Below are 20923 nucleotides of genomic sequence, written 5' to 3'. Positions count from 1 at the left end.
GTCAGACTCCCATCTCGGCGGACAGATAGGCCCACAGGTCACGGAACAGCGGGCCGGTGCGGGTGCCAGCGATCTCGGCCGTGCCCAGCCCTGCCATGAAGCTGCGCGGCACCTCCTGAAGCAGCGGGATCTCCACCGGCGCCGGCGTGCCCATGCCGGCGACGATGGACCGAGCGTCCGCCGTCTCGCGCAGGCGTGGCTGGATCTGGCTCAACAGCAGGCGCATCGGCCGGCGCCGGCTGTGCAGGTAGGGCAGCATGGCCTGCATGCTGACCAAGTCCTCCGGTCCCGGCCGCACCGGCACCAGCACCAGGTCGGCCACGTCGAACAGCAGCGCGGTCGATTCCGGGAAGAACTCCACCGCGGTCGGCGTGTCGATCACCAGCAGGTCGAGGCCCTGCGGCGTCGGCCGCTCCGTCACCTCGCCCAGCACGCGCTGCTCGCCGGCGATCGGCGCGACGTCGGCCGGGCGCAGGCTGTGCCAGTGCGTCAGGCTGCCCTGCGGATCCGTGTCCAGCGTCCCCACCCGCAGCCCGGTCGTAGCGGCGGCCACCGCCAGATTGCGGACGGTTGCCGTCTTCGGCCCACCGCCCTTCCCCTGCACCACCAGGATCGTCTTCATGTTCCAGCCCCCAAAGCGTTCACGCGTGAACACTTTCCCGTTTCCCCACGCCGCCGATCCGCGCTGTCGGCGGACCAACGACACCCGATTCGTTGCCGCCGCTTCAGCGGTCGGCCTTGCCCTGGTCCCGCCGCTGGTGGGCATGGAAGAGGCGCATCAGCTCCGCCGTGGTCAGCAGCTTGCCGTCGACCAGATGCAGCGCGCCGTTCCGGTAGACCCGCAGTCCGGCGGCGCGCAGCACCTCGATGGCGCGGTACACGCCCGGCTCCTCCGGCTGGACCTGCACCGGCCTGTGTGGCGCGGTGCGCGGCGGCACGCCCAGATCCAGGGGCAGCTGCTGGCCGGCCCGGCTCATGGCCGCGCGCTCCGCCACAGCGCGCCGCTGTTTCCTGTGCCTCTTCCGACCGAGCCGCCCATCCCTGCCCCCTCCTCCGTCAAGCGCGAGCTGCTGCACCATGCCGCCGTTTCTCAGGCAGCCACGGTGCCCGCCCCGCTGCCCTGAAGCTGTTGCTGAAGCGCCTGGATCAGCGTCGGTACGATCGTCGGCAGCACGTCGCGCACGGCCTGCTGGGCGGCCAGTTGGACCGCCTGCGCCAGATCCGGCGGCAGTCCACCGGCCGGCGCGACGCCGCTCTGGTCCGCCCGGTCGAGCGCCCAGCCCAGCCACTTCTCCAGTTCCTCCGGTGTCGGCCGGTAGCCGTCGCGCAGCCGCTCTTTCTGCGCATCCTCCAGCCACTCCACCGCCAGAGTCGCGCGCTGGGTGTCGCCCAGAATCTCAGTCGCTCTCTGCACGATTCTCGGATGCCAGCCACGATTCCGCTCCGCTCCAGGATAGCCCTGGGATTCTTCCGCCGCAGAACGTCCGCCGGAAATGGGAAGGGGAAGGTGACGCTGGCGGCGGTCAGGATTCTGGCCTGCCGCAGTTTTCACCGCCCGCCCGCCTCTATTTCTATTATTTAGATCTATTTCGGGCGGCAGAGCTGCGCCGCAGTTTCCGGCTGAATTGCCGCAGTTTGTGGACGCTAGCGCCGCAGTTTCTCCGTCGCCGTCCGAAAACTCGCCGCAGTTTTGGCCGGATAGTGCGGCATCCGCGCCGCTGTTCTCCGCACTGCCGCCGATCATGCCGCTGTTTACGCCCGGAACAGCGGCGGCCATGCCGCTGTTTCGGCCACCCTCCCCCGCCCCCTGCCACCCGTCCGCCGCAGTATCGCCGCTGAACCGGGCGGCAACTGCGGCATAGGTGCCGCCGTTTGCCACGGCGAACAGATCGTCGGGCAGGCCATAGGCTTCGGCGATGCCGCAGTTTTCCAGCTGGACGGCGGTCGCCCCCAGCCACTGTTTGCTGAAGCGGTAGCGGGTGGAGCGGGCCCGTCCGCCGCCCTTTCGGTCCACCTCGATGATGCCGGCGCCCAGCAGCCAGGACAGGCCGCGCTGAACGGTGCGGCGGTCGCACCGCATGGCCCGCGCCAGCTTGTCGGCGCCGATCCACGCGACCAGCTCGCCGCAGCGGACGAAGATCGACTCGTCGCTGCGCCTTACCAGCAGCAGCGCCAGCACCCGGCGCTTGTCGGTCAGGCCGGGCGCCAGGCCCAGCGCGTCCTGGAACAGCTCGCGCAGCAGGTAGAAGGGGGAGCGCTTGTCCGCCTGGATCATGCCGCCCCCGCTGTGCGAAGGGCGGCGGGTTGCCGCAGTTTCCGACCGTACCGGGGGAGCAGAACAGCGGCACCAGTAAAGCGCGGTCGAGGCGGATCGGTGCGGCGGTGGCCCTCATGGTCCCAAACTCATACTTCCGTGCGCCATTCCGGCCTATCTGGCTGACTTCCATGGACGGCATGACGCACCTAATTTTCGTTGGTCGAAGACGGCAAAGGGCTCGCGCGGCAGCCGCCACGCAGAGCGCACCCTGTTTGACATCAGCAGCAGACTCCGGGGCGGTCGCAGCCACGACCGCTCCGTCTGCCGGCGGGCCTCGCACGGCAGGTTGGCGCCGATCGGCGCGAAGGAACTGCACCGCCACTGCGGCACAGTTCCCGGTGATGCAGATAGATCTCGGATCCTTTCGCAGGCGGAACGGTCGCCCGCGGGCGGTCATTCATGTCCTCGTGTCATCGCGTCAGCGGTAGCCGTCCGCAATGATGCCAGGGTGTGCAGACGCGCAGTCCCACGGCGCAGCAGCGCCGCCAGTTCGGTAGCTTCCCCCTCGTCCAACTCGGCCAGCGAACGCGCATTGCAGAGCGTCCGCACCACCTTGTCGACAGTGGCCCACTTCACCGCTGCTGCAGCCTCGAATGCGGGCCACGCATCGAGGACGGCACGCTGGGCAGGGGTGAGGCAAGCACGATCAAGCTCGGCCATCACGCCTCCCCTGGAACAGAGCTGCGGCCGGCGCCGGCTGGAAATGGCGCCGGCCGCGATCGCATCCCGGCCACGGACAAGGGAAGACCGAGAGCGAACCGGATGCCAAAGTGAGATACGACAGGGAGCCCCCTGATTGATCTACGGTGCGGGCCATCGCCAAATTGGCGAGGCGGCATAACGGCTTCTGGCCATGAGCTTGCCAGTTGCCGCGTCGCGCAAAGCGAGCGATGCTTCCTAAATTGGCAACCCATGGTCATCAGCATGAGATCATCCACCGCAATCAGCTCTGCAATGCCGGTTGTCTTGTTTCCCGGGGCCCCTCTGAGAGCCCACCACGGGAAATGTCCGACAGCTTCTGCAGCGTCACGCCACGCAGCTTGTGCTTCCGGGCAGAAGCGATAACCACCGGCCAATGCTTGGAAGGGATCGAGTCTCGACGATGCCATTGCTTCACGACTCCGTAATCGACCCCACAGTCGTCGGCGAGGGCAGCGCGGCTAGGCCAGCGGTCTATGAGTTCCTTGAAGCTCATTGGAGCAAGGTACGTTTCGTACCCTACTGCGTCAAGACGAAACGTACCTTGCCCTTTGGTACGCTTTGTCCCATGAGAAAACCGGACAAAACAGCGGCACCATATGAACGCTTGCAGTGGGCGCGGGCCAATGCGGGCTTCGCAACCCCACGCGATGTGGCGGAACGGTTTGGCTGGAATTACAATACATACAAGAGTCATGAAAACGGTGCTCGCGGGCTTAAACAAAAATCCGCCGAACGGTATGCGCACGCGTTCAAAGTATCGCTCAGCTGGCTTCTTACAGGTGAAGGTTCAGAAGCACAGACTTTAACTGCCGACGAAGTTGCTCTTCTCGAAAAATACCGGAGGTTGGATCAGGCTGGCAAGAACGCCACCCAGGTCTTGACCGATGCGCTTGCTAGACAGGAAACGCCCACAGAAAAATTAGCGCTGTGACGCAGCGTCCGATACGCCCTCACCATCAGCGCATCGGCGTTCGGTACGTTTTGTGTTGAGCATGCCGGGTACGTGATGTACCTTACCCGCAACATGAGGTGTCAAAAATCGCATCTGGAGCCTACCGATTTCATCCGGTGAGTTCCTGAGAAGGGCGATTAAGCGAAAAAGCAGAGGGTAAGGCAGTGAGTAACCACGTACGGGTTCCATTGCAGCGTCGAGCTGGGGCGCAGAACGTGTCCATGGACCGGTCCTTTGCGCAGTCGCATTCCGAAAAGCTGGAGCAAACGCTGCGGCATATGGTCCCGGCGTTGCCCAAGACGGGAGCGACACCGTTGGTCACCTACAACGTGGTGGTCAACAACCGCTGGACCGCGCATCGGACCTCCATGCGACTCGATGTGACGTCGTGGCTGCTGCTGGACCACATAGCGGAAGCGGAAGGATACGCGAACCGGGACGTCCTGATCAGCGCGGTGCATGAGCGGTTCCACGCCGACGAACTGCCGCTGACTGCCCTGGTCCGTCTCTTCCTTCAGACCTACACCGCGCCGGTCGCCGTGCTGGACTTCCTCGGTCGTGAGCGCCGAGCCAATGGCCGCGGGTTCACGGCCGATCGGACAAGGAACTGACGTGATCTGCGCAGGGCAACAAACCGCTGCCATCGCCAGTCTGGCCCGATGGCATCTGGAGGAAGCCGGCCGGGCCGAGCTGGAGGCGGGAAACACCGACCTTCCCTCCCGCCGCCTGCGCCTGCTATCCGCCGCGCGTTACCACCTCGACTGCGCCGAACTGGCACGGGAGGAACTGCCGTGATCCCCACCCTGGAGGCCACCGACTGGCAGGTATGCCACGCCGCGCGGTTCGACACCCCGGCCGACGTCCGGCGCATCCAGTTCCGCCGGGGCGAGCGGCTGGTCATCCTCGCCGTGGGCGAAGTGCCGGTCGTGTGCGACATCCTCACCCCCGGCGTCTACAACGTGGACATTCCCACCCACTATCCGCGCGCCACCTTCCCGGTGCTGGTGGTCGCCGTGCCCTCCACCATCGCCTACCTGCTGGCGCATGGCGGACCGACGCGGGCGCTGCCGGCGGTGCCTCTTGCCGATCCGCACACAGGAGGTCCGGCATGACCGTCCGCGCTGCCCTGGATCCGGCCTCGATGCCGCCGATCATCGGAGTCGAGCGGTCGATCACCGTCGCGGAGGCCGCCCACACGATGGGCGCCGATGAGTCGACCGTGCGGAAGCTGGTGCGGCAGAAGGAATTGCAGGGCTATCGACTCGGGAAGCGCGGGGTGCGCGTCTACGTCTCCAGCATCCGGGATTACCAGGAACGTCAAAGGCTTCAGGGGCCGGGCGTCGCGACGAAGGCTGCGCCGGCGCACAGACGTGCGCCGACACCTGCGCATCGTGAGGCTGTTGCCCAACTGGCGGCACTCGGCATCATGGTCACCCCTGCCAAACCCTAGATCGCGGACACATGACCGTTTTCCATGACAAGGCGCGCAATCGCTGGCGCTACGACTTCCGACTCGATGGCACCCGGTACAGCGGTTATTGCGTCGATCCGGACACCGGGCAGCCGGCCGCCAACAAGACAGAGGCGCGCCGATGCGAGGCGCTGGTGCATGCGGCGGCGCTCAAGTCCAAGCCTGCGCCGGCCGCGCCGACCGTCTTCACGGTCGCCCAGATGTTCGTCGCCTATGCCACGCGCAAGCAGGCGCTGAAGGACTGGCCGAACAAGCGGGTCTATGTGGCGGACCTCATCCACTTCTTCGGTCCGGAAACCGCGGTGGCCGAGCTGACCGAACAACGGATTTGGGAATACATCGCCTGGGCGCGATCACAGCCGGTGATGGTCTACAAGGGCGGGCCGAAGGCGCGCACGCCGGAAGAGCGGCTGAAGCACTACCATCCGACCGACCGCAACCGTGCCGACTCGACCATCAACCGCTATCTGGTGACTCTGGGGGAAGCGCTGCGGATCGCCCACGCGCTACGCGACGGCGCCGGCCGCCTGCTGCTGGCCGAGCTGCCGAAGGTACCCAAGCTGACGGAGGCGCAGCACCTGCCCCGCCCGGTTTCGGACAGCGACCTGGAGGCGATCATGGCGGCCGCGCCGGCTCATCTGCGCGACGGCATGCTGCTGGCCCGCCTGATGGGCTTCCGAAAGGCGGAGGTGTTCGGGCTGACCATCAACCAAGTCGATTTCCAGCAGCGTGGGGTTTGGCTTGAGGCAGCCTCGACCAAGGCCAACCGTGCCGAGTTCATCCCGGCGAACCCGGAGGCAATGGAGTTGCTGACGCGCCTGGTGCGGCAGGCGCGGGAATGGCAGGTCACCCACCTGCTGACCTACCAGCACGGGGCGAAGGGCGAGCGCAAGCCGGTGAAGAACCCGAAGCGGGCTTGGCGAACCGCACTGGAGAAAGTAGGGCTGAAGCACCGCTTCCACGACACCAAGGCCAGCTTCGTTACCGCAGTCGCCCACGTCGCGCCGGCGGCGGTCACCCAGCAGCTCGCCCGGCACAAGAGCTATGAGACGACGCGGCGCTATCTGCGCGTCGCGGATGCCGCCGCCCGTCAGGCGGTGGAGGGGGCGACCATGGCGGCGCTGCGTGTGGGAACCGGTCCGACTTCCACACAAGAGTTCCACACGGCGCCGACAGATGACGCACCGGCTCCCGATGACGCAGGCAAAGAAAAAGCCTTGGAACCGTTGGGTTCCAAGGCTTTTCCGGTCCTTCCGGAACTGGTCGGAGCGACAGGATTTGAACCTGCGACCCCCAGACCCCCAGGAAGGGGGCTGCCGGCTAAGGTATTGAAAATATAGGATCACGAGGAAAGAAAGCAGGACGAAAAGGAACCGGATTCACCTCCGACTTCCACACGGAGTTCCACACGCGCCGATCCGGTCGACACCTGATTGCGAAAATTTCCAATTCGCTGAAAAACATATAATTTCCTCATCTTCATTCCTGTTCTCTCAATAATCAATATCAATACTTAACCGGATTTTTAGGGAATTTGGTCACGTCCAATTCTGCTGGTCAAAATACAGATAGGCCGCAAACTATGCCGATTACCGGACACACAAGATCAATCAGAAGCTTTTCTCATCAGATCACAACTCCAAAACGATGACAATAGATTATGGAAAACTCCTACTGCTTGCATAACTTGGATTAATTGTTTACCTTTCTGTTATCGATCGTTAATTATGCGATCTCAACGCGAGGATCATGATGACTTGGTTAAATCAAGGTGAAACTATAGAGAATTTTGATAAATTCCGCGAAATAGTTGGTAATATCCTCCCAGATAGCGGGTATTTCTTCCGCGGAGAAAGGCGCGACGATTGGAAGCTTCTTCCAAAGATTGGTCGCATTACCCCGGCCCCTAAACTGCGCGAGCCAGATGGAAAAATAGAGCTGGATTTAAGGTATCCTAGCGAAATAATTGATGAACGTGGCGCTTTTACTCGATTTAAAGCGGCAGCTCGCCCTTATTTGAATAAAGTCCCGGACAACGATTGGGACTGGATGGCATTGGCGCAGCATCACACTCTACCAACACGACTTCTAGACTGGACAAGCAACCCGCTTATTGCCTTGTTTTTTGCCGTATGCGATCGAGTAAACGATATATGGCTTAAACGAGAGAGATTAGAAACCCCGACTACAGCGGCGCCGCTGCATTTTATATTTGGCGCGTTAAAGGCGGACCGATCGATACGGCTAAGGAAGATCCATTCAATAGCGAGGGATATTTCTTTCCGTCCCACTTATCTCCGAGAATTACTGCACAGGGTGGGCTGTTTTCCGTCCAGAAAAACCCTCACAATCCTTTTGTTCCTCGCGGAACAAGGTATGTAATTCCTTATGAGGCAAGAAATAATTTGCGCCAACAGCTTAGATTGTTTGGAATAAATGATTCATTTATTTTTTCTGATCTCGACAGTCTAGCGCGTGATATACAGGAGCGTATCAATTGTTTATAGACGACTGACGCAACGCGGTTCAATGGCTGCTTAGAGCAACTTTTGATAAGCATTAGAGACTCGGCGCCCATCCACACAGTCGGGCGCCGGTCAGATTGTGCGCCAGCAGCTGCTCAGCCGTGCCGTCGGTGAGCGTATCGGCCCGGCTGGTGTAGATCGGGCGGAAGGCGGCGCAGCCACCCTCAGTCCCGGCTCCACTGGTCGCGCAGCCGCTCAGCAGCGCCAGCAGGATGCCGGCGCAGATCATCCTCAATGCCATGGCGCACCTCTGCGTTTCGGAGTGTCCGTGTGGTCGACTCGAGAGCGGCGTCCTGCCGCCCGGCTTGGCGCTGAAGCGCGCCGAAGGTGACGATCCCCGCCAACACCATGCCGGCGAGGATCAGGCCGGCAGCCGCTCGGCCCAAGCCCGTGGCGAGGAAGGCCAACATCAGGCCGCCTTGCGCTGGTCGTCCCAGCGCCGGCAGAGCATCACCGCCACAGCCAGCCCCAGCAGGGCGGCCACCGCCCAGCCCAGCGCCCCAGACGGCAGCGCCTGCAGCAGCTCCTTGATGGCGGTGGAGATGTCGCGCGCCTGGTCCAGCAGGACGGCCACGCCAGCGAGGCCGAGCGCACTGCCGCCGCTGACGGCGCTGACCGACTTGGCCATCGGCTTCATGGCCGGCGCCAGCTCGGCAACCCGGCTGACCGGGTGGACCTCGTCCGACAGGAACAGGGCCGCCTCGGCCGCCCGGCGCTTGACCAGGCCGGGCATCACCTTGCCGGCGCCCCGCGTCCATTTGGCGAACTCGGCCGCGGCGCCAGCGGCGTCACCAACGTTCAGCTTGCGCAGCAGCGTGGAGGGTTGGCCGCCCTTCAGGGTGACGAACCCGTCCTTGCCTGCGTCCTTGCCCTTGGCCTTCCGGCCGGCGCCGATGTTCATGACGAAGGCCACCAGTGCCCCGCGCTGGTTGTCGGTCAGCTCGACGGTGACGGCGCGGTCGACCACCGCCGCGGCGGTGACCAGATCGGCCTGCAGCAGCTGCTCGGCCTGCGCCTTGGTGATGCGCAGTCCCGGCCGAACGTCCGGACCGGTGTGGCCGTATCCGATCGTCCAGGGAGCGCCGCCGGTGGCGGGATCCGGGTAGGCGGTGAGGCGCAGGCCTTCGGCCTCCATCACCAGGTCGACGGCGGCTTGCGGGATGGCACGCATGGGAGTCCTCCGGGCATGAAAAAGGCGCCTCGCAGGCGCCGGGTCGGTGGGGGTTGGAGTGTTGTCGCGGACGGTTAGGGCCAGCCGGCGGTGAGGTCCACGGCCAGCACCGCTTCCGCGGTTCCGGCGGCGTCGATGGCGTCGTGCAACTCGCCTTCGCGGTCGAAGCAGGCCTGGACATGGTCGGCGACGGCATTGGCGATGCCGATGATCTGGGCGCCGGTCAGATCCACCCAGTCGCCGCTGGCCGCCTTCCACCGGAAGATCATGGCGGGATCAGCCTGCGCTTGAGCGCGCTTGCCCAGGATCAGCGTCTTGGACCGGTCGTCGGTCGCCACCGGGACACCGTTGATGACGATGCCGCCGGTTTCCTTCTGCCAGCGGATATCGGTCGCTGCGGCCTTGTGCGCCGCCTTCACCTCGTCCAGCGGGATCGGCCCGACACCCCAGGTCCGGACGATGCGGCTCCGCTCAGGATCGGGCGTGTCGGTGAAGGTCTCCGCCATACGGTGGGTTCGGCCGTCGAAGGGAGGAACGGTGTTAAGGATGTCCATGTCTGGCCTCAGTTGAAGGCGGTGAAGCCGGTGGGTGCCGCCGCGACCTGCTGTCCGGCCGCGAAGTGGAAGGTCAGGGAGGCGCCGCTGCCGGCCACGGAGTAGGACGGGAACACCGCCGTGCCGGCCGGGATGGTGTAGGCCGGGCTGGCGCCGGCCGCCGGGTCGCCGCTCCCGCCCCACACGGCGACACCGCCAACGATCTTGCCCATCCACAGCCCCCGAGTCGTGGGGTTGTAAGCGAAGCATAGCCGATCGCCGGCAGACCATGCCGAACCGAAGGCGGAGGCTCCGCCGTTGGTGGCCTTGTTGCCATTGCTGAGATAGCCCCAGCCATAGGCGCTGCTGGTCAGGTAATCGTTGGTCGGTGCCAAAGCTCCAGCGACGCCGGCATTGCTGGACCCGACCGTGTTGACCACCACCTCCCAATAGATCGGCGTGCTGACATAGACGGCGGCGCGGCCGGATGCCACACCGCCGTCCGATGTGGTGACCGTGCGATTGCTGTTCGATAGCGTTGCGTTGCCGGACTTGTCGCTCGTGCTCAGCGCCTGCGCGGTGGCCGTGCCCAGCACATTGCCGTTGGCCCGCTGGTAGCTCAGCATTTTCCAGTTGCCGCCGCCCAGACTCTCCATCCGGCAGGTGTCGCCGGCCATCGTGTTGATATCGCCGCCGCCGGTCAGGATGGCCGAGGTGGCGTTATAGGTCAGCGTCACCGGGACGGCGAAGGTGATATCGCGATGCGCGCCGGCTGGAGCGACGCCCCAGGCAGTAATGGGACCGGTGCCGGCGGTGATTTTGATCGCCTTGGCGGTCGTGCTGCCGATGTTGACGGTCGATTCGGCGGCAATCGACGCGGCAGTATCCTCGCCACCGCCGATAGCATTACCGGCGACGGTGGGCGGAGAAGCGAAGTTGATGACACCATTCGACACAGTTACCGGCAGATTGCCGGCGTGGAATATCTCATAAGCATTCTGCCCGAGGGACCACCCGCCATATTTCAGCTTGTTATCTGTGTCGAGCCCCAGGTGCGCGGCGAAGTTGCCCGGCCGGTGGAACGAGATGAAAGCAGCCCCCGCGGTCGCCCCATTGCCCCCTGTCTGCGACTGAACTTCAAGGGCGCCGGCATTGTTCTGCCCGGCAATCCCGGTGGACGCGGGCAGGATGGCACCACTGGCGACAATGGTTTGCTTGCCCGAAAAGGCATTGGAGGCCAGCTTGGCGAAAGTCGCGGGGTCGAAGGTCGCCGCACGGTCCGCCGCCGCCGCCGCCTCGCTGGCTTTGGTCGCGGCGATCCCCGCTTGCTGCGTCGCCGTGGTGGCGGAACCGGCAGCCTCGCCGGCTTTGGTCGTGGCGATCCCTGCTTGCTGCGTCGCCGTGGTGGCCGATCCAGCAGCCTCGCCAGCCTTGGTCGCGGCGATCCCGGCCTGTTGCGTCGCCGTCGCCGCAGAGCCCGCGGCGTTGCCCTCGCTGGTGGCTGCCGCCAGCTTGGAAGCGTTGGCCGCCGTCGCACTGCCGGCGGCGGCCAACGCACTGTTAGCCGCCGCGGTGGCCGAACCCGCCGCGTTACCTTCGCTGGTGGCCGCCGCCAGCTTGGAGGCGTTGGCCGCAGTGGCGCTACCAGCTGCAGCTGTTGCCGACGCGGCGGCGTTCCCCTCGCTGGTGGAGGCCGCCGTCAGGGCAGTGCCCACGCCGTTGGCCACCGTGCCGATGTCCTGGATGCAGGGATCCCAGTTGTCGGCCATGCCACCCACGCCGGTGAGGCCGCCCGGGTTCTGCGCCGTCTTCTCGTCGCCGTTGTAGTAGTTCAGCAGCCGCTGGGCCGCCGCCAGCATGTTGGCCAGCGTCGTCATGTCGTCACCTCACCAAGGGAAATCGTGGCGGCGCTGTGCAGGTCGTTCAGGTACTTCTGGCTGAAGTCCTCGATGACCTGGAAAAGCCCGCCGTAGCGGTAGCAGTCGAAGGCGCTGTCGGTGTCCGGCAGCCACACCGCGGGCCGGTCCGCGTCGAGGAAGTTGACCAGGTCGAACAGGCGGTCCCGGTCGCCGGCCTCGTTGACGGTGCGGTCCAGCGTGGCGGTGCGCCGGCCGCGCCCGGGCTCCACCGCCACACCGCCGCCGGCCAGCTCGGTCACCTTGCCGCCGCGGCGGTAGCCGTCCGCCGACGCACCGACATGGCGGTCGATTGCTAGGCTGTCGCCGGCCCAGCCGAAGCCGATGCGATAGGCCTGCTCGGTGGTGCTGTAGCGGCTGCCGGTCACCCGGTAGGCCGGGCCGTAGATCGTCCAGCGCAGCACCTGCGCGCTGCACAGCGGCATCACCACATGGATGTTCGTCGGGTAGCGCAGGAACTCCCGGGCGCCCAGCTGGCCCAGCACGGTGTTCTCACCGCCAAAGCGCAGCGTCTTGGGATCGTAGAGGCCGGGCAATACCAGGCGGTCGATGCCGCTGGCGTGCTGGGTGGTGAAGGCCAGCGAGGTCCGCGCGCTGGTCTTGAAGGCCTCCAGCCGGATGCGGCCGGTCTTCCACAGGTTGGTGCGGTAGAGCCCGGCATAGGTCAGGTCGATCGGCCGGTCCCACTCCCATTCCAGCACCACCGGCTCGTTGCGGTCACCGATCCGGGTGGAGACCGCGGCATCCACCAGCGGCAGCGTCTTCAGCGCGTCGAGCGGCGCCGTGTTGCTCCAATCGGCAGGGGTGCCGGTGATGGCGCAGTCCTGTTCCGACAGCTCGTTGATATGAGCCAGAAGTCCGGTCGCCATGGCTCACCGCGCCACGTAGAGGGTGGCGCCGCCGGTGCGGTCCGCGATCGTCCGGCCGTAGACCACCACCGGCGCCCCATCGGCAAAGCCGGCGATGTCGTCCTCCACCGTCACGGTGTCGCCGATCCAGATGCCGGGCGCCCCGTCCAGCGCCGGCAGCTCGTAGAGTGTGGGCGGCGCCGACAGCTCGGCCACCCAGGCCGGCAACTCGGCTGCGGCGTCGGCGCTGAAGGTCAGGGCGGTCTCGACGGTGGCCACCTTGGCCGAGCTGCCCCATGCCGCGGCGATCGCCGCGTCGGTGGCCGATGGCACCTCCACCCATTCCTGGGTCCAGCGGGTGGCGTCGGCTGCGGTGGCGTCGGTGGCGGCGCTGCTGGACGGGCTGGGGTTGTGGGCGCAGCGCAGCACCACCTGCTTGGCCGGCGGGTTGTGCTGACCCTCGACATACTGCAGGCCCGTGGTGGTGCCGGCGGCGCTGCTGTAGGCCCGGACAGCCGCAACGGCGGTCGGACGGGGAACGCGGGTCACCACCAGCTGGCCGGCGGTGCCGACATACCAGCCGCCCCGCGGCACGCTGCCGACGAACTTGGCGTAGGCGGCGGCGTGGGTGGTGCCGTCGCCGGCGGCGAGAAAGAGCCCCACCGTGCGCGGCACCACGTCCATGCCGGTGCTGTCCACCGTGCCGGCCAGCCCGGCGCCTGTGGCCAGGGCGGCGATCAGCTCCCCGATATAGCGGCGGTAGACGCCGGCAAACTTGCGGCCCAGCACCTCGACGCGAAAGTCGGCATACTTCACCGTGGTGGTGATGATCCCGCTGGCGAGGTTGACCGTGAAGTGCGCGTTGTCCGCCGGCGTGGCACCGCTCTGCTTGGTCACCGCGACACCGGAAGACCAGCCCCTTGGCACGTCCTGCACCGGCTTGCCGCCGCCGACGGACCAGCGGTGGAAGCCGTCGATGATGCCGAGATAGGTCGGCCGCGCCATCGGGCAGTGCCCGAGCGGCAGCTCCTTCAGCGTGTCCTTCAGCTCGGCCGGCCCCTCGTATCCGCCGGTGCCCTCGTAGCGCTCGGTCTGGATCGGCGTGTCGTAGTCGAGGCGCTGGTCGTAGATCGGCAGGGCGATCTCGGTGCGCTTGGGCTTGGGCTGGCCAACCCGGGCGGTCCAGATGGTCACCGCCTCGCCCAGCGGCGCCCCGTCCTCGATCTCCCGCTCGGTCACCGACTGGATGACATAGTCGCCGGTCAGCAGCAGGTTGAGCGGCCGGTCATCGAGGGCGACGCGCAGCCAAGCGCCGGTGTCGAGGTCCTGCAGGGTGGCGAAGCGCTGTCCCGGATTGCGCGAGGTCTCGTTGCGCAGCACCAGGTCGCCGATCCGCAGCTCTGCCTGCCCGTCCGCGGCGCCCAGGCTGCCGATCGACACCGACGCGTCGGCGCCGGCGGTCACCAGCGGCAGCCAGGTGACGTTCGCCGGGATGTCGGCCGGGCCGGACTGGTAGCCGGGGAAGGTGGCCAGCGGCAGCCGGTGGCGGTGGCCGCTGGGGCGGTGGAACAGGGTGAGATCGATCAGACGCACTTTCATCAGGCGGCCCTCCGGGTGTTGGCGAGTTTTCTGGGCAGGTCGCTGGTGGCGGCCTCGACGCGGGCCAGCAGGGCGGCGGCATCGGCACCGATGCGGGCGCGCTGGGTGAGGGCGTCGCGGCCGACGGCGCGGACCTCGTCGCGCAGGCCCTCCACCGCCTCCAGCAGCTCGGCCACGCCGGCGCCACCGGCATCGAGGTCGGGGCGGCGGAAGGAGACCAGCGGCGCCGGCGCAGGAAGACCGTTCACCGCCGCGTCGAAGGCCGACGCAATCCGCAGGCTGTCGGCGCTGGACGCCACCGCCGCCCCGCCGCCCTGCCACAGCAGCTCCGGACCGCGCTCCCCCACCCACACGGCACCGGGCGGCGTGGACAGGGTGCCGGTGGCAAAGCCGGGGATGCCAGCGGCGTGCGCCTGCGCCCGCACCGCCGCCTCGAAGGCGGCCTGGTGCCCCAGCTTCACCCAAGCGTTCAGCCCGCCATCCAGCCCGCCGTCGTAGCCGGCGGCGCGAACGGCGGTGAGCTGCTGCGCCTGGGTCAGCGCGTCCCAGGCCCGGCCGACGTCGTCCGGCGCGGCATAGCGCGCCCCGCCGGCGATGGCGGTGACGTCGGCGCCGAAGGTGGTGGCGCGCTGGGTGGAGGTGACCAGCCACAGATTGAAGGCCTCGTCCAGCTGGCCACCCCAGCCCATCGCCCGGGCGATGCCGTGCTGCTGCTCGGCCGACAAGCCATCCCATGCCGTCTGCACCGCCGCCGGCGCGCTGTAGCGCGGCCGGTTGTCGTTGATGTTGGTCAGCTTCATCAGCGGCGTCAGCGCCGCCTGCCAGACGGCATAGCTCTGGTCCATGACGTCGCGCAGGCTGGACAGGCTGCCCAACTGGCGCTGCCCGATCGCCGCGGCGTCGGCCCGGGCCTTCTGCAGCTCCTTCAGCTGGTCCTGCGCCACCTGCAGGTCCTGGGTGGCGGTGTCGAGGCTCAGCCCGCTGGTGTTGCCCAGCTCGGCAAAGACCCTGTCCACCTTGTCGAACAGCACCGACGCGGTGCCGCCGCTGGCCGCCTTCTCCAGCGCCACCAGGGTGGGGCCGACCTGCAGCAGCGTCTGCCGGGCGGTTTCCTTTTCCGCATCGGTGGAACTACCGTTCTTCAGCACCGCATAGGCGGCGTCGAAGCGGTCGGTTGCCTCCTGGATTTTCTGGCGCGGCGCCAGCGGCGAGTCGTCGCCCTCACGCAAGGCGGCGCGGGCGTCCTTAAACTTCTGCGCGGCCTGCAGCAGGGCGATGGCGCCGGACTGGATGGAGTCGACCACCTGCTGCTTGGCGGCGATCTCGCGGTCGTAGGCGTCCAGCAGATCCTGCTGTGCCAGGGTGAAGGCTTGGCTCGCCCGTTCCGCCATCTGCACCAGGCGCAGCTGGGTGGTGTCGTAGCCGGCCGCCGTGGCCTCCGCCAGGGCTGCCGCCTGCTGGGCGTCCAGCGCGATCAACCCGGCGCCGCGGCTGTTGCCGAGCGCCGCATACATCCGGCTGGCGATGTCGGCCTGGTAGGAGGCAAGCGCCTTGGCCTTTTCCGCTGCCGTTTGGGCGGCGTCGGCGCTGTCCTGCCACGCCTGGGTCAGGTACCCCACCATGGTGGTGTACTGGTCACCGCTGATGGTGCCGTCGTAGAGCGCAGCGTTCAGCCGGCCCAGTGCCGCCCGCTCGGCCTCGATCGTCAGCGTGCCGCCGGATGCTGCCTGCTCCACCCCCTCGATGACGCCGGCCAGCCCCTTGATGGCGGGGCTGGTGCGGTCGAGGCCGATCCCCTGCAGCCGGTCCAGCGCGCTGGACTTGGCGTTGGGGTCGATCAGGGCCTCAATGGCGACGGCACCCTGCCGCTGCACATAGGCCACCGCGTCGGCGTAGCTGTCCTGCAGCTTCTTCGTGTAGCGCGCCGCCAGCTCGGCCACCTCGCCGGTGGTGTAGCCGAGAGACAGCAGCGCCGGCCGGAACTGTTCGAACTCGATCTCGGCCTGCTTGGTCGCGGCGGCCATGCCCACCAGCGGCTTGGTCGCCGGGCCGAGCCCCATCATCGCCTCGATGCCCTTGCGGGCGGCGCTGGTCAGCTCGGTCTCGGTCGCCAACCCCAGCTCGCTGGCCTTGCTGCGCCAATCGGTGATGTTGGTCTTGACCTGGTCACCGATGGCCTTGGCGTTCTCGGTGAAGGTCTTCAGCAAGTTGTTGGTCGGATCCAGGCTGGCGTTCATCACGTCGAGCTGCTGGCGGAAGCCGGCGGCGAAGCCCAGGTCGGTGGCCAGATCCTCGGCCTTGGTCGCCTTGGAGGTCTGCAGCGCCTTCTTCACGTCGTCGTTGACGCCGGTCAGCTGGCCGGTGCCGATCAGCCCCTTCAGGCTTTCGCGCATGTAGAAGGCGACGGCCTGGTCCTGGTCGGTGAACTCGACGCGCTGCCCGGCCTTCTCGCCGACGCTGGGGGTCACGTACCACTTGCCGTCCTTGGCGAACTGCTGGATGAGCCCCGTGTTGGCGCCGTCGCCACCGGTCAGCTTGCCGCCGATCCCGGCCACCACCGTGTTCATCGACGCGGCGACGGCATCGGTCAGCTGCTGCATCTGGCCGGCGTCGGCGCCGTTGTCCGCCAGGGCGGTGTCGGTGCGGAAACCGCCCTTGCCGTCCATGACGATGTTGCCGGAGCTGTTGGGACCGACGGTCGCTTTCTGCGTCCCGATCATCCCCATGATGCCGCCGACCACCGCGCCGATCGCCAGCCCGATCGGCCCGCCGATGGCGCCCAGCCCCATGTAAGCGGCGAGCGCCGACGCACCGGCGCCCAGCGCCGCGCCCGACAGGCCACCTACAGCTTTCGAGTTGGTCAGGGTGCCCAGGTAGGCCCCGCCCATGCCACCCAAGGCGCCGGCGCCGGTGGCGCCCAGATAGGCCGAGAGACCGGTCCCGGCAGCCACGCCACCGGCCGCACCGCCCGAAGAACCGGCCACCACCGTGGGAGAGGCCGAGACGGCCAAGCCAGGGTTGGCGGCCTGCAGCATGGCCGTCTGAGACGCCAGCACCTCGGCAGACGGTGCCAGCACCGTTTGCCCGGCAAGCGTCGTCGCTTGGCTGCCGATGCCGAGCGCGCTGTAACCGAAGCTGTCGATGGCCCCGGACAGGCCGCCTGGGATGATCTTGTCGAGCGCCCAGCCGGCGCCCTTCGACAACGCGGTGTTGGTCAGGCTGCCGGTGAGTCCGCCACCCTGCGCCTGTCCCGATTGCTCGCCGCTGCCGCCGAACAGGTCGAACACGGTGGGCAGGTTGGTGCCCATCACCATGTTCTTCAGCGGGTTGATGACGGCCATCTTCAGCGCGAGCTGCTGCAGCTCCACGCTGACGGTGCCGATGGCGTCGGCCCACGACATGGTCGACTTGCCGGCGGCAGACAGCTTCTGCAGGATGGCGTCGAAGCTGCGATCCCCGAACTGCTCCAGCTCCTGGTAGGCGGCGTTGGTCCGCTCCAGCGCCAGGTTCTGCCGGGCGAGCGCTTCGGCGTTGGCCAGATAGGCCTGCCCCTCCCGGCTGGCGGCGTCGATGTTGCGCTCGCGCAGGTCGATCAGGGCCTGGGTGCGGGCCAGCTCCACCGCGCGCTGTTCGGCCGACGCGCCGATCAGCTGCAGCTGCTTCTGTCCCAGCTCCAGCTGGTCGCGCTGCCGCTGCAGCATCGGCCCGGCCGCCACCGCCGACTCCAGCTGCTGCGCCTGGGTCAGCAACTCGATGTAATGGGCCTTGGCCTCATTGTAGAGCTGGGTTCCCTGCTCGCCTTCCTTCAGCGCCAGCGTGTGGGCCTGCTCGGCCAGCTCCGCCGCCTTGACCAGCTGCGGCCCCTGCCCATAGGCGGCCACCAGCGCTTTCTGGGCCTCGATCCGGGCCAGGATCGGCTGGGTGGACTCGGTGCGGAGCTGCTGCTGGGTGGACCGCTCCTGTGCCTCCAGGTTGGTCCGGGTGGCCGCGGACAGTCCACGGACCGCCGCAGCCGCGACCTGGTTCTCGATCGTGGCCCGCCGGGTCGCTGCCTCGCCCTTGCCGGCAGCAGCGGCCAGCCGCGCCTGCGCATCGGTCTGCAGCTGCAGCTGCAGCGTGCCCTGCGCCGCCGCCCCGGCCAACTGCGCCTGCGACGACGATTGCAGCACGGCCCAACGCTGCTGCAGGTCGAGCGGCAGCGACTTCAGAACCGCCCCGAAATCCTGGGTCGTCAGCAGAGTCTTCGCTGTCTCCGCCCCAAGGCCGGGGTATTCCAGCGCGACCTTGGCCAGCTCGATGCGGTTCTGGGCGTGCGCCTTGGCCGCATCGGTGACCGCACCGGCCAACAGGCGCTGCCCGTTGGCCTGCCGCTCCAGCTCGGCGGTCTGGTCCCTGGTTTCCAGACCGACGATCGGGCGCAGCGTCGCATCGGCGGCGTCGCGCTTGCGCCGCCACAGGTCGAGATCCTTGGCATCGCCGTTCGTCGGCTCCGGCCCGACCAATTCGGCCAGCCGCCGCTGGTAGCCGGCCGGCACCTCCAACTGCTTGGACTTGGCCACCAGGTCGGCGAGCTTCGCCGTCAGTCCGGCGACCTCACCGCCCATTGTCTGGAAGCCGGATGCCGCCGTGCCCGCGTTGGTGCCGACACCGAGCACGGCCTTGGCCGCGTCGTCGGCGGTGCCGTTCAGCAGCGCCAGCCCCGCCTCGGTCTCCTTGACCTCCTGCTTTGCCTTGGCCAGCGGGGCGGCCCACTCCGCGAAGGCCTTGACCAGCGGCTTCAGCCGGGCGTCCTGCTTGGCCAGTTTGTCGATGGCGGCAAACAGCGCCTCGGCGTCGATGGCGCCGGCGAGGAATTGCTGCTGAAGCTCGCGCGCCGGACCGAAGACCTTGGCGGCGTCCTCCTTCGACAGGCCGGACTCGTAGGCGGCGCGGTCGATCTTGAAGGCACCGGCCCGCGCATAGGTCTCTTCCTGCTTCACCGCCGCCAGGGCGGCGTCGCGGGCGGCCTCCAGGTTCTGACGACGCAGGGCGGCGACCGCCTCCGTCATCGTCTTCACCTTGCCGGTGCTGCGGTCGAAGGCGGAGTCGAAGTCCCGCATCGCGTCGCTGTGCAGACGCGTCGCCTGTTCCGATGCGGTCATCCCGCTGGAAAAGACCGCGACCGCCGCGGCGCCCGCCAGCAGGGCGGCCCCCACCGGGCCACCCACCAGGGCCATGGCTCCCGACAGCAGGGCCATGCCGCGCGAGGCGACCGTGGCCGCCACGCCGGTGCCGGCGATGGCGGAGGCCTGGGCACTCTGCGCCATGGTCAGCGCGACCGTGGTCTCAGCCACCCGCGCATCGGCCGCCGCCCGCGCGGTGCGGGCGGCGATCAGCGCCTCCTCGGCCAGCACCAGGCGCGCGGTCTTGCCGATGGCGGCGTCGAGCGCCGCCGCCGCCTCGTATTGCGTCGCGCGGGCAGCCAGGTCGGACCGCGCCTTGGCCTGGGCAGCCTGGGCGGCGGCAACGTCGGCGGCCGCCGCCTCCACCGTCGCGGCGGCGCCGGCGCGCAGCGCGGCCTCCTTCTGCAGCAGGTGGCCGGTGTTGGTCAGCAGCTCCTTGCGCAGCGCCACCTGGGACGCGGCGAACTGCCCGGCCGCCTGAATGGCCGGCCCGATGCCGCGGGCAACGAAGGCCGCCCCCAACGCCAGAGCTGTGGTTTCCGCCGCTGCCGTCACCCGGTCGAAGTTGTCGGCAAGCCCGGCCATGGCCGGCTGCACCGCGGACAGCAGCCGGTCGCCCAGCTCGACGCGGTAGACCTCGGCCGCCGCACGCAGGCGGCTGGCCACCTGCTCTCCGGTCTCGGCCAGGCGGCTGTAGGCGGCCTCGGTGGCACCGACCTTGTTCTGCAGCTCCTGCTGCGCGTCGGCAAACGCGGTGCTTTCCCGGCTGGCCAGGGCCATCACCGGCAACAGGGCCTCGACACCGCCGAACAGCAGGGCCATCGACTCGGAGCTGCCGCCGGTCTTGTCGGCCACTTCCTGGAGGAAGTTGGCGAATCCCTTCGCCTTCAGCGCGCCGGCGTTGAACTCCAGGCCCAGCGCGCGGGCAGTCGCAGTGGCCTCCTGCGACGGCTTCAGCACGGCGGCGATCACCGACCGCATGCCGTCCATGGCGGTGGAGGTCTTGATGCCGTTGGCGGTCAGCGCCGCGGCTGCGGCCATCAGCTCGTCCAGCGACACCCCGGTCTGCGCCGCGATCGGGGCGACCTGCCCGATGTAGGAGGCCAGCTCCTTGATGTTGGTCTTGCCGGCGGCGGCGGACGCGAAGAAGGCGTCGGCGACATTGGCCGCACCGCCGGCAGCGGCACCGTAGGAGTTGAGAACGGAGGTCAGGCCATCGGCGGCGGTCTGCACGTCGGTGACGCCGCCGATCGCCAGCCGGTTGGCCTCGGTCAGCACCGAGATGGCATTGGCCGCACTGTAGGCGCCGGCGGAAATGACCTCGTAGAGGGCCTTGGCCTGGTCGGTCGGCAGCCCGCCGAACTGCCGCGCCAGATCCTTGACCTGGGCGGCGTAGCGGCTGGTGTCGGCCCCCTTCAGCAGCGTGCCGACCTGCGCGATGGCGGTTTGGAACGCCATTGCGGCCCTGGTGGCCTCCACCAGGGAATCGGCGGCTCCGGCGCCGAGCTGCACGCCGGCCAGAGCCACCACGGCGGTGGCGACGCCGGACGCGGACCGGCCCAGCGCGTCGAAGCTGGACGATGCGCGGCGCACGGAACCGTCGACACGGCCGGCGAACTGGTCGACGCGGGCTTCCGCCTGCGACAGCACCCGCCGCAGGCCGCTATCGTCCGCACCGACCGGCACCATCATGCCGGGGAAATCAGCCATGCCGGTCTCCGGAAACA

18 protein-coding genes are annotated in these 20923 nt (G+C 67.7%); 7 read left to right on the top strand and 11 right to left on the bottom strand.

Annotated elements, in window-relative coordinates; translation table 11 throughout:
• Position 1: 1 nt before the first annotated feature.
• From AB8P05_RS00250 to AB8P05_RS00235, 4 genes are all read right to left on the bottom strand, one after another.
• A complete protein-coding gene (locus AB8P05_RS00250) occupies positions 2-622 on the bottom strand; it encodes a nucleotide-binding protein (RefSeq protein WP_472758332.1) in 621 nt (206 codons plus the stop codon).
• Positions 623-725: 103 nt separating this feature from the next.
• Complete coding sequence (locus tag AB8P05_RS00245) at positions 726-977, bottom strand: hypothetical protein (RefSeq protein WP_472758331.1); 252 nt, start codon at positions 975-977, stop codon at positions 726-728.
• Between the two features lie 113 nt (positions 978-1090).
• Positions 1091-2275, bottom strand: a complete 1185-nt coding sequence (locus tag AB8P05_RS00240) for a hypothetical protein (protein ID WP_472758330.1) — start codon at positions 2273-2275, stop codon at positions 1091-1093.
• A gap of 435 nt (positions 2276-2710) precedes the next feature.
• The gene (locus AB8P05_RS00235; RefSeq protein ID WP_472758329.1) at positions 2711-2977 is read right to left on the bottom strand and encodes a hypothetical protein; all 267 of its coding nucleotides are present in this window, start codon (positions 2975-2977) and stop codon (positions 2711-2713) included.
• A gap of 442 nt (positions 2978-3419) precedes the next feature.
• Between AB8P05_RS00235 and AB8P05_RS00230 the strand changes: the two genes are divergently transcribed.
• From AB8P05_RS00230 to AB8P05_RS00200, 7 genes are all read left to right on the top strand, one after another.
• Entirely contained in the window at positions 3420-3950 is a 531-nt protein-coding gene (locus AB8P05_RS00230) for a helix-turn-helix domain-containing protein (protein WP_472758328.1), read from the top strand.
• 242 nt (positions 3951-4192) lie between these two features.
• Positions 4193-4582 carry a ribbon-helix-helix domain-containing protein gene (locus AB8P05_RS00225; protein WP_472758327.1) on the top strand — a complete coding sequence of 130 codons (390 nt, stop codon included), beginning with the start codon at positions 4193-4195 and terminating at the stop codon, positions 4580-4582.
• A gap of 1 nt (position 4583) precedes the next feature.
• A complete protein-coding gene (locus tag AB8P05_RS00220) occupies positions 4584-4766 on the top strand; it encodes a hypothetical protein (RefSeq protein WP_472758326.1) in 183 nt (60 codons plus the stop codon).
• Positions 4763-5083 carry a hypothetical protein gene (locus AB8P05_RS00215; RefSeq protein ID WP_472758325.1) on the top strand — a complete coding sequence of 107 codons (321 nt, stop codon included), beginning with the start codon at positions 4763-4765 and terminating at the stop codon, positions 5081-5083. The genes AB8P05_RS00220 and AB8P05_RS00215 overlap by 4 nt, the downstream gene beginning before the upstream one ends.
• Positions 5080-5421 (top strand): helix-turn-helix domain-containing protein, encoded by a 342-nt coding sequence (locus AB8P05_RS00210; RefSeq protein WP_455171292.1) that lies wholly within the window; start codon positions 5080-5082, stop codon positions 5419-5421. The genes AB8P05_RS00215 and AB8P05_RS00210 overlap by 4 nt, the downstream gene beginning before the upstream one ends.
• An 11-nt stretch (positions 5422-5432) precedes the next feature.
• On the top strand, positions 5433-6782 hold the full coding sequence (locus tag AB8P05_RS00205) for a tyrosine-type recombinase/integrase (RefSeq protein ID WP_472758371.1): 1350 nt from the start codon (positions 5433-5435) through the stop codon (positions 6780-6782).
• 409 nt (positions 6783-7191) lie between these two features.
• The gene (locus AB8P05_RS00200; protein WP_472758370.1) at positions 7192-7824 is read left to right on the top strand and encodes an FRG domain-containing protein; all 633 of its coding nucleotides are present in this window, start codon (positions 7192-7194) and stop codon (positions 7822-7824) included.
• A 177-nt stretch (positions 7825-8001) separates the two neighbouring features.
• Here AB8P05_RS00200 and AB8P05_RS00195 read toward each other — a convergent pair whose 3' ends face one another.
• From AB8P05_RS00195 to AB8P05_RS00165, 7 genes are all read right to left on the bottom strand, one after another.
• Entirely contained in the window at positions 8002-8208 is a 207-nt protein-coding gene (locus AB8P05_RS00195) for a hypothetical protein (RefSeq protein ID WP_472758369.1), read from the bottom strand.
• A 168-nt stretch (positions 8209-8376) separates the two neighbouring features.
• Positions 8377-9138, bottom strand: coding sequence for a lysozyme (locus AB8P05_RS00190; RefSeq protein ID WP_472758368.1), 762 nt, complete (start codon positions 9136-9138; stop codon positions 8377-8379).
• A gap of 74 nt (positions 9139-9212) precedes the next feature.
• Positions 9213-9692 (bottom strand): DUF4376 domain-containing protein, encoded by a 480-nt coding sequence (locus AB8P05_RS00185; RefSeq protein ID WP_472758367.1) that lies wholly within the window; start codon positions 9690-9692, stop codon positions 9213-9215.
• Positions 9693-9700: 8 nt separating this feature from the next.
• Positions 9701-11548 (bottom strand): hypothetical protein, encoded by a 1848-nt coding sequence (locus AB8P05_RS00180; RefSeq protein ID WP_472758366.1) that lies wholly within the window; start codon positions 11546-11548, stop codon positions 9701-9703.
• Positions 11545-12456 (bottom strand): hypothetical protein, encoded by a 912-nt coding sequence (locus AB8P05_RS00175; RefSeq protein ID WP_472758365.1) that lies wholly within the window; start codon positions 12454-12456, stop codon positions 11545-11547. The genes AB8P05_RS00180 and AB8P05_RS00175 overlap by 4 nt, the downstream gene beginning before the upstream one ends.
• A 3-nt stretch (positions 12457-12459) precedes the next feature.
• A complete protein-coding gene (locus tag AB8P05_RS00170) occupies positions 12460-14034 on the bottom strand; it encodes a hypothetical protein (protein ID WP_472758364.1) in 1575 nt (524 codons plus the stop codon).
• Positions 14034-20906 carry a phage tail tape measure protein gene (locus tag AB8P05_RS00165; protein WP_472758363.1) on the bottom strand — a complete coding sequence of 2291 codons (6873 nt, stop codon included), beginning with the start codon at positions 20904-20906 and terminating at the stop codon, positions 14034-14036. The genes AB8P05_RS00170 and AB8P05_RS00165 overlap by 1 nt, the downstream gene beginning before the upstream one ends.
• Positions 20907-20923 lie beyond the last annotated feature (17 nt).

Source organism: Azospirillum sp. VT-I1, from assembly GCF_055698305.1.
Note: the sequence above shows the minus strand (reverse complement) of the source record. Positions and strands in the feature narration are given on the sequence as shown.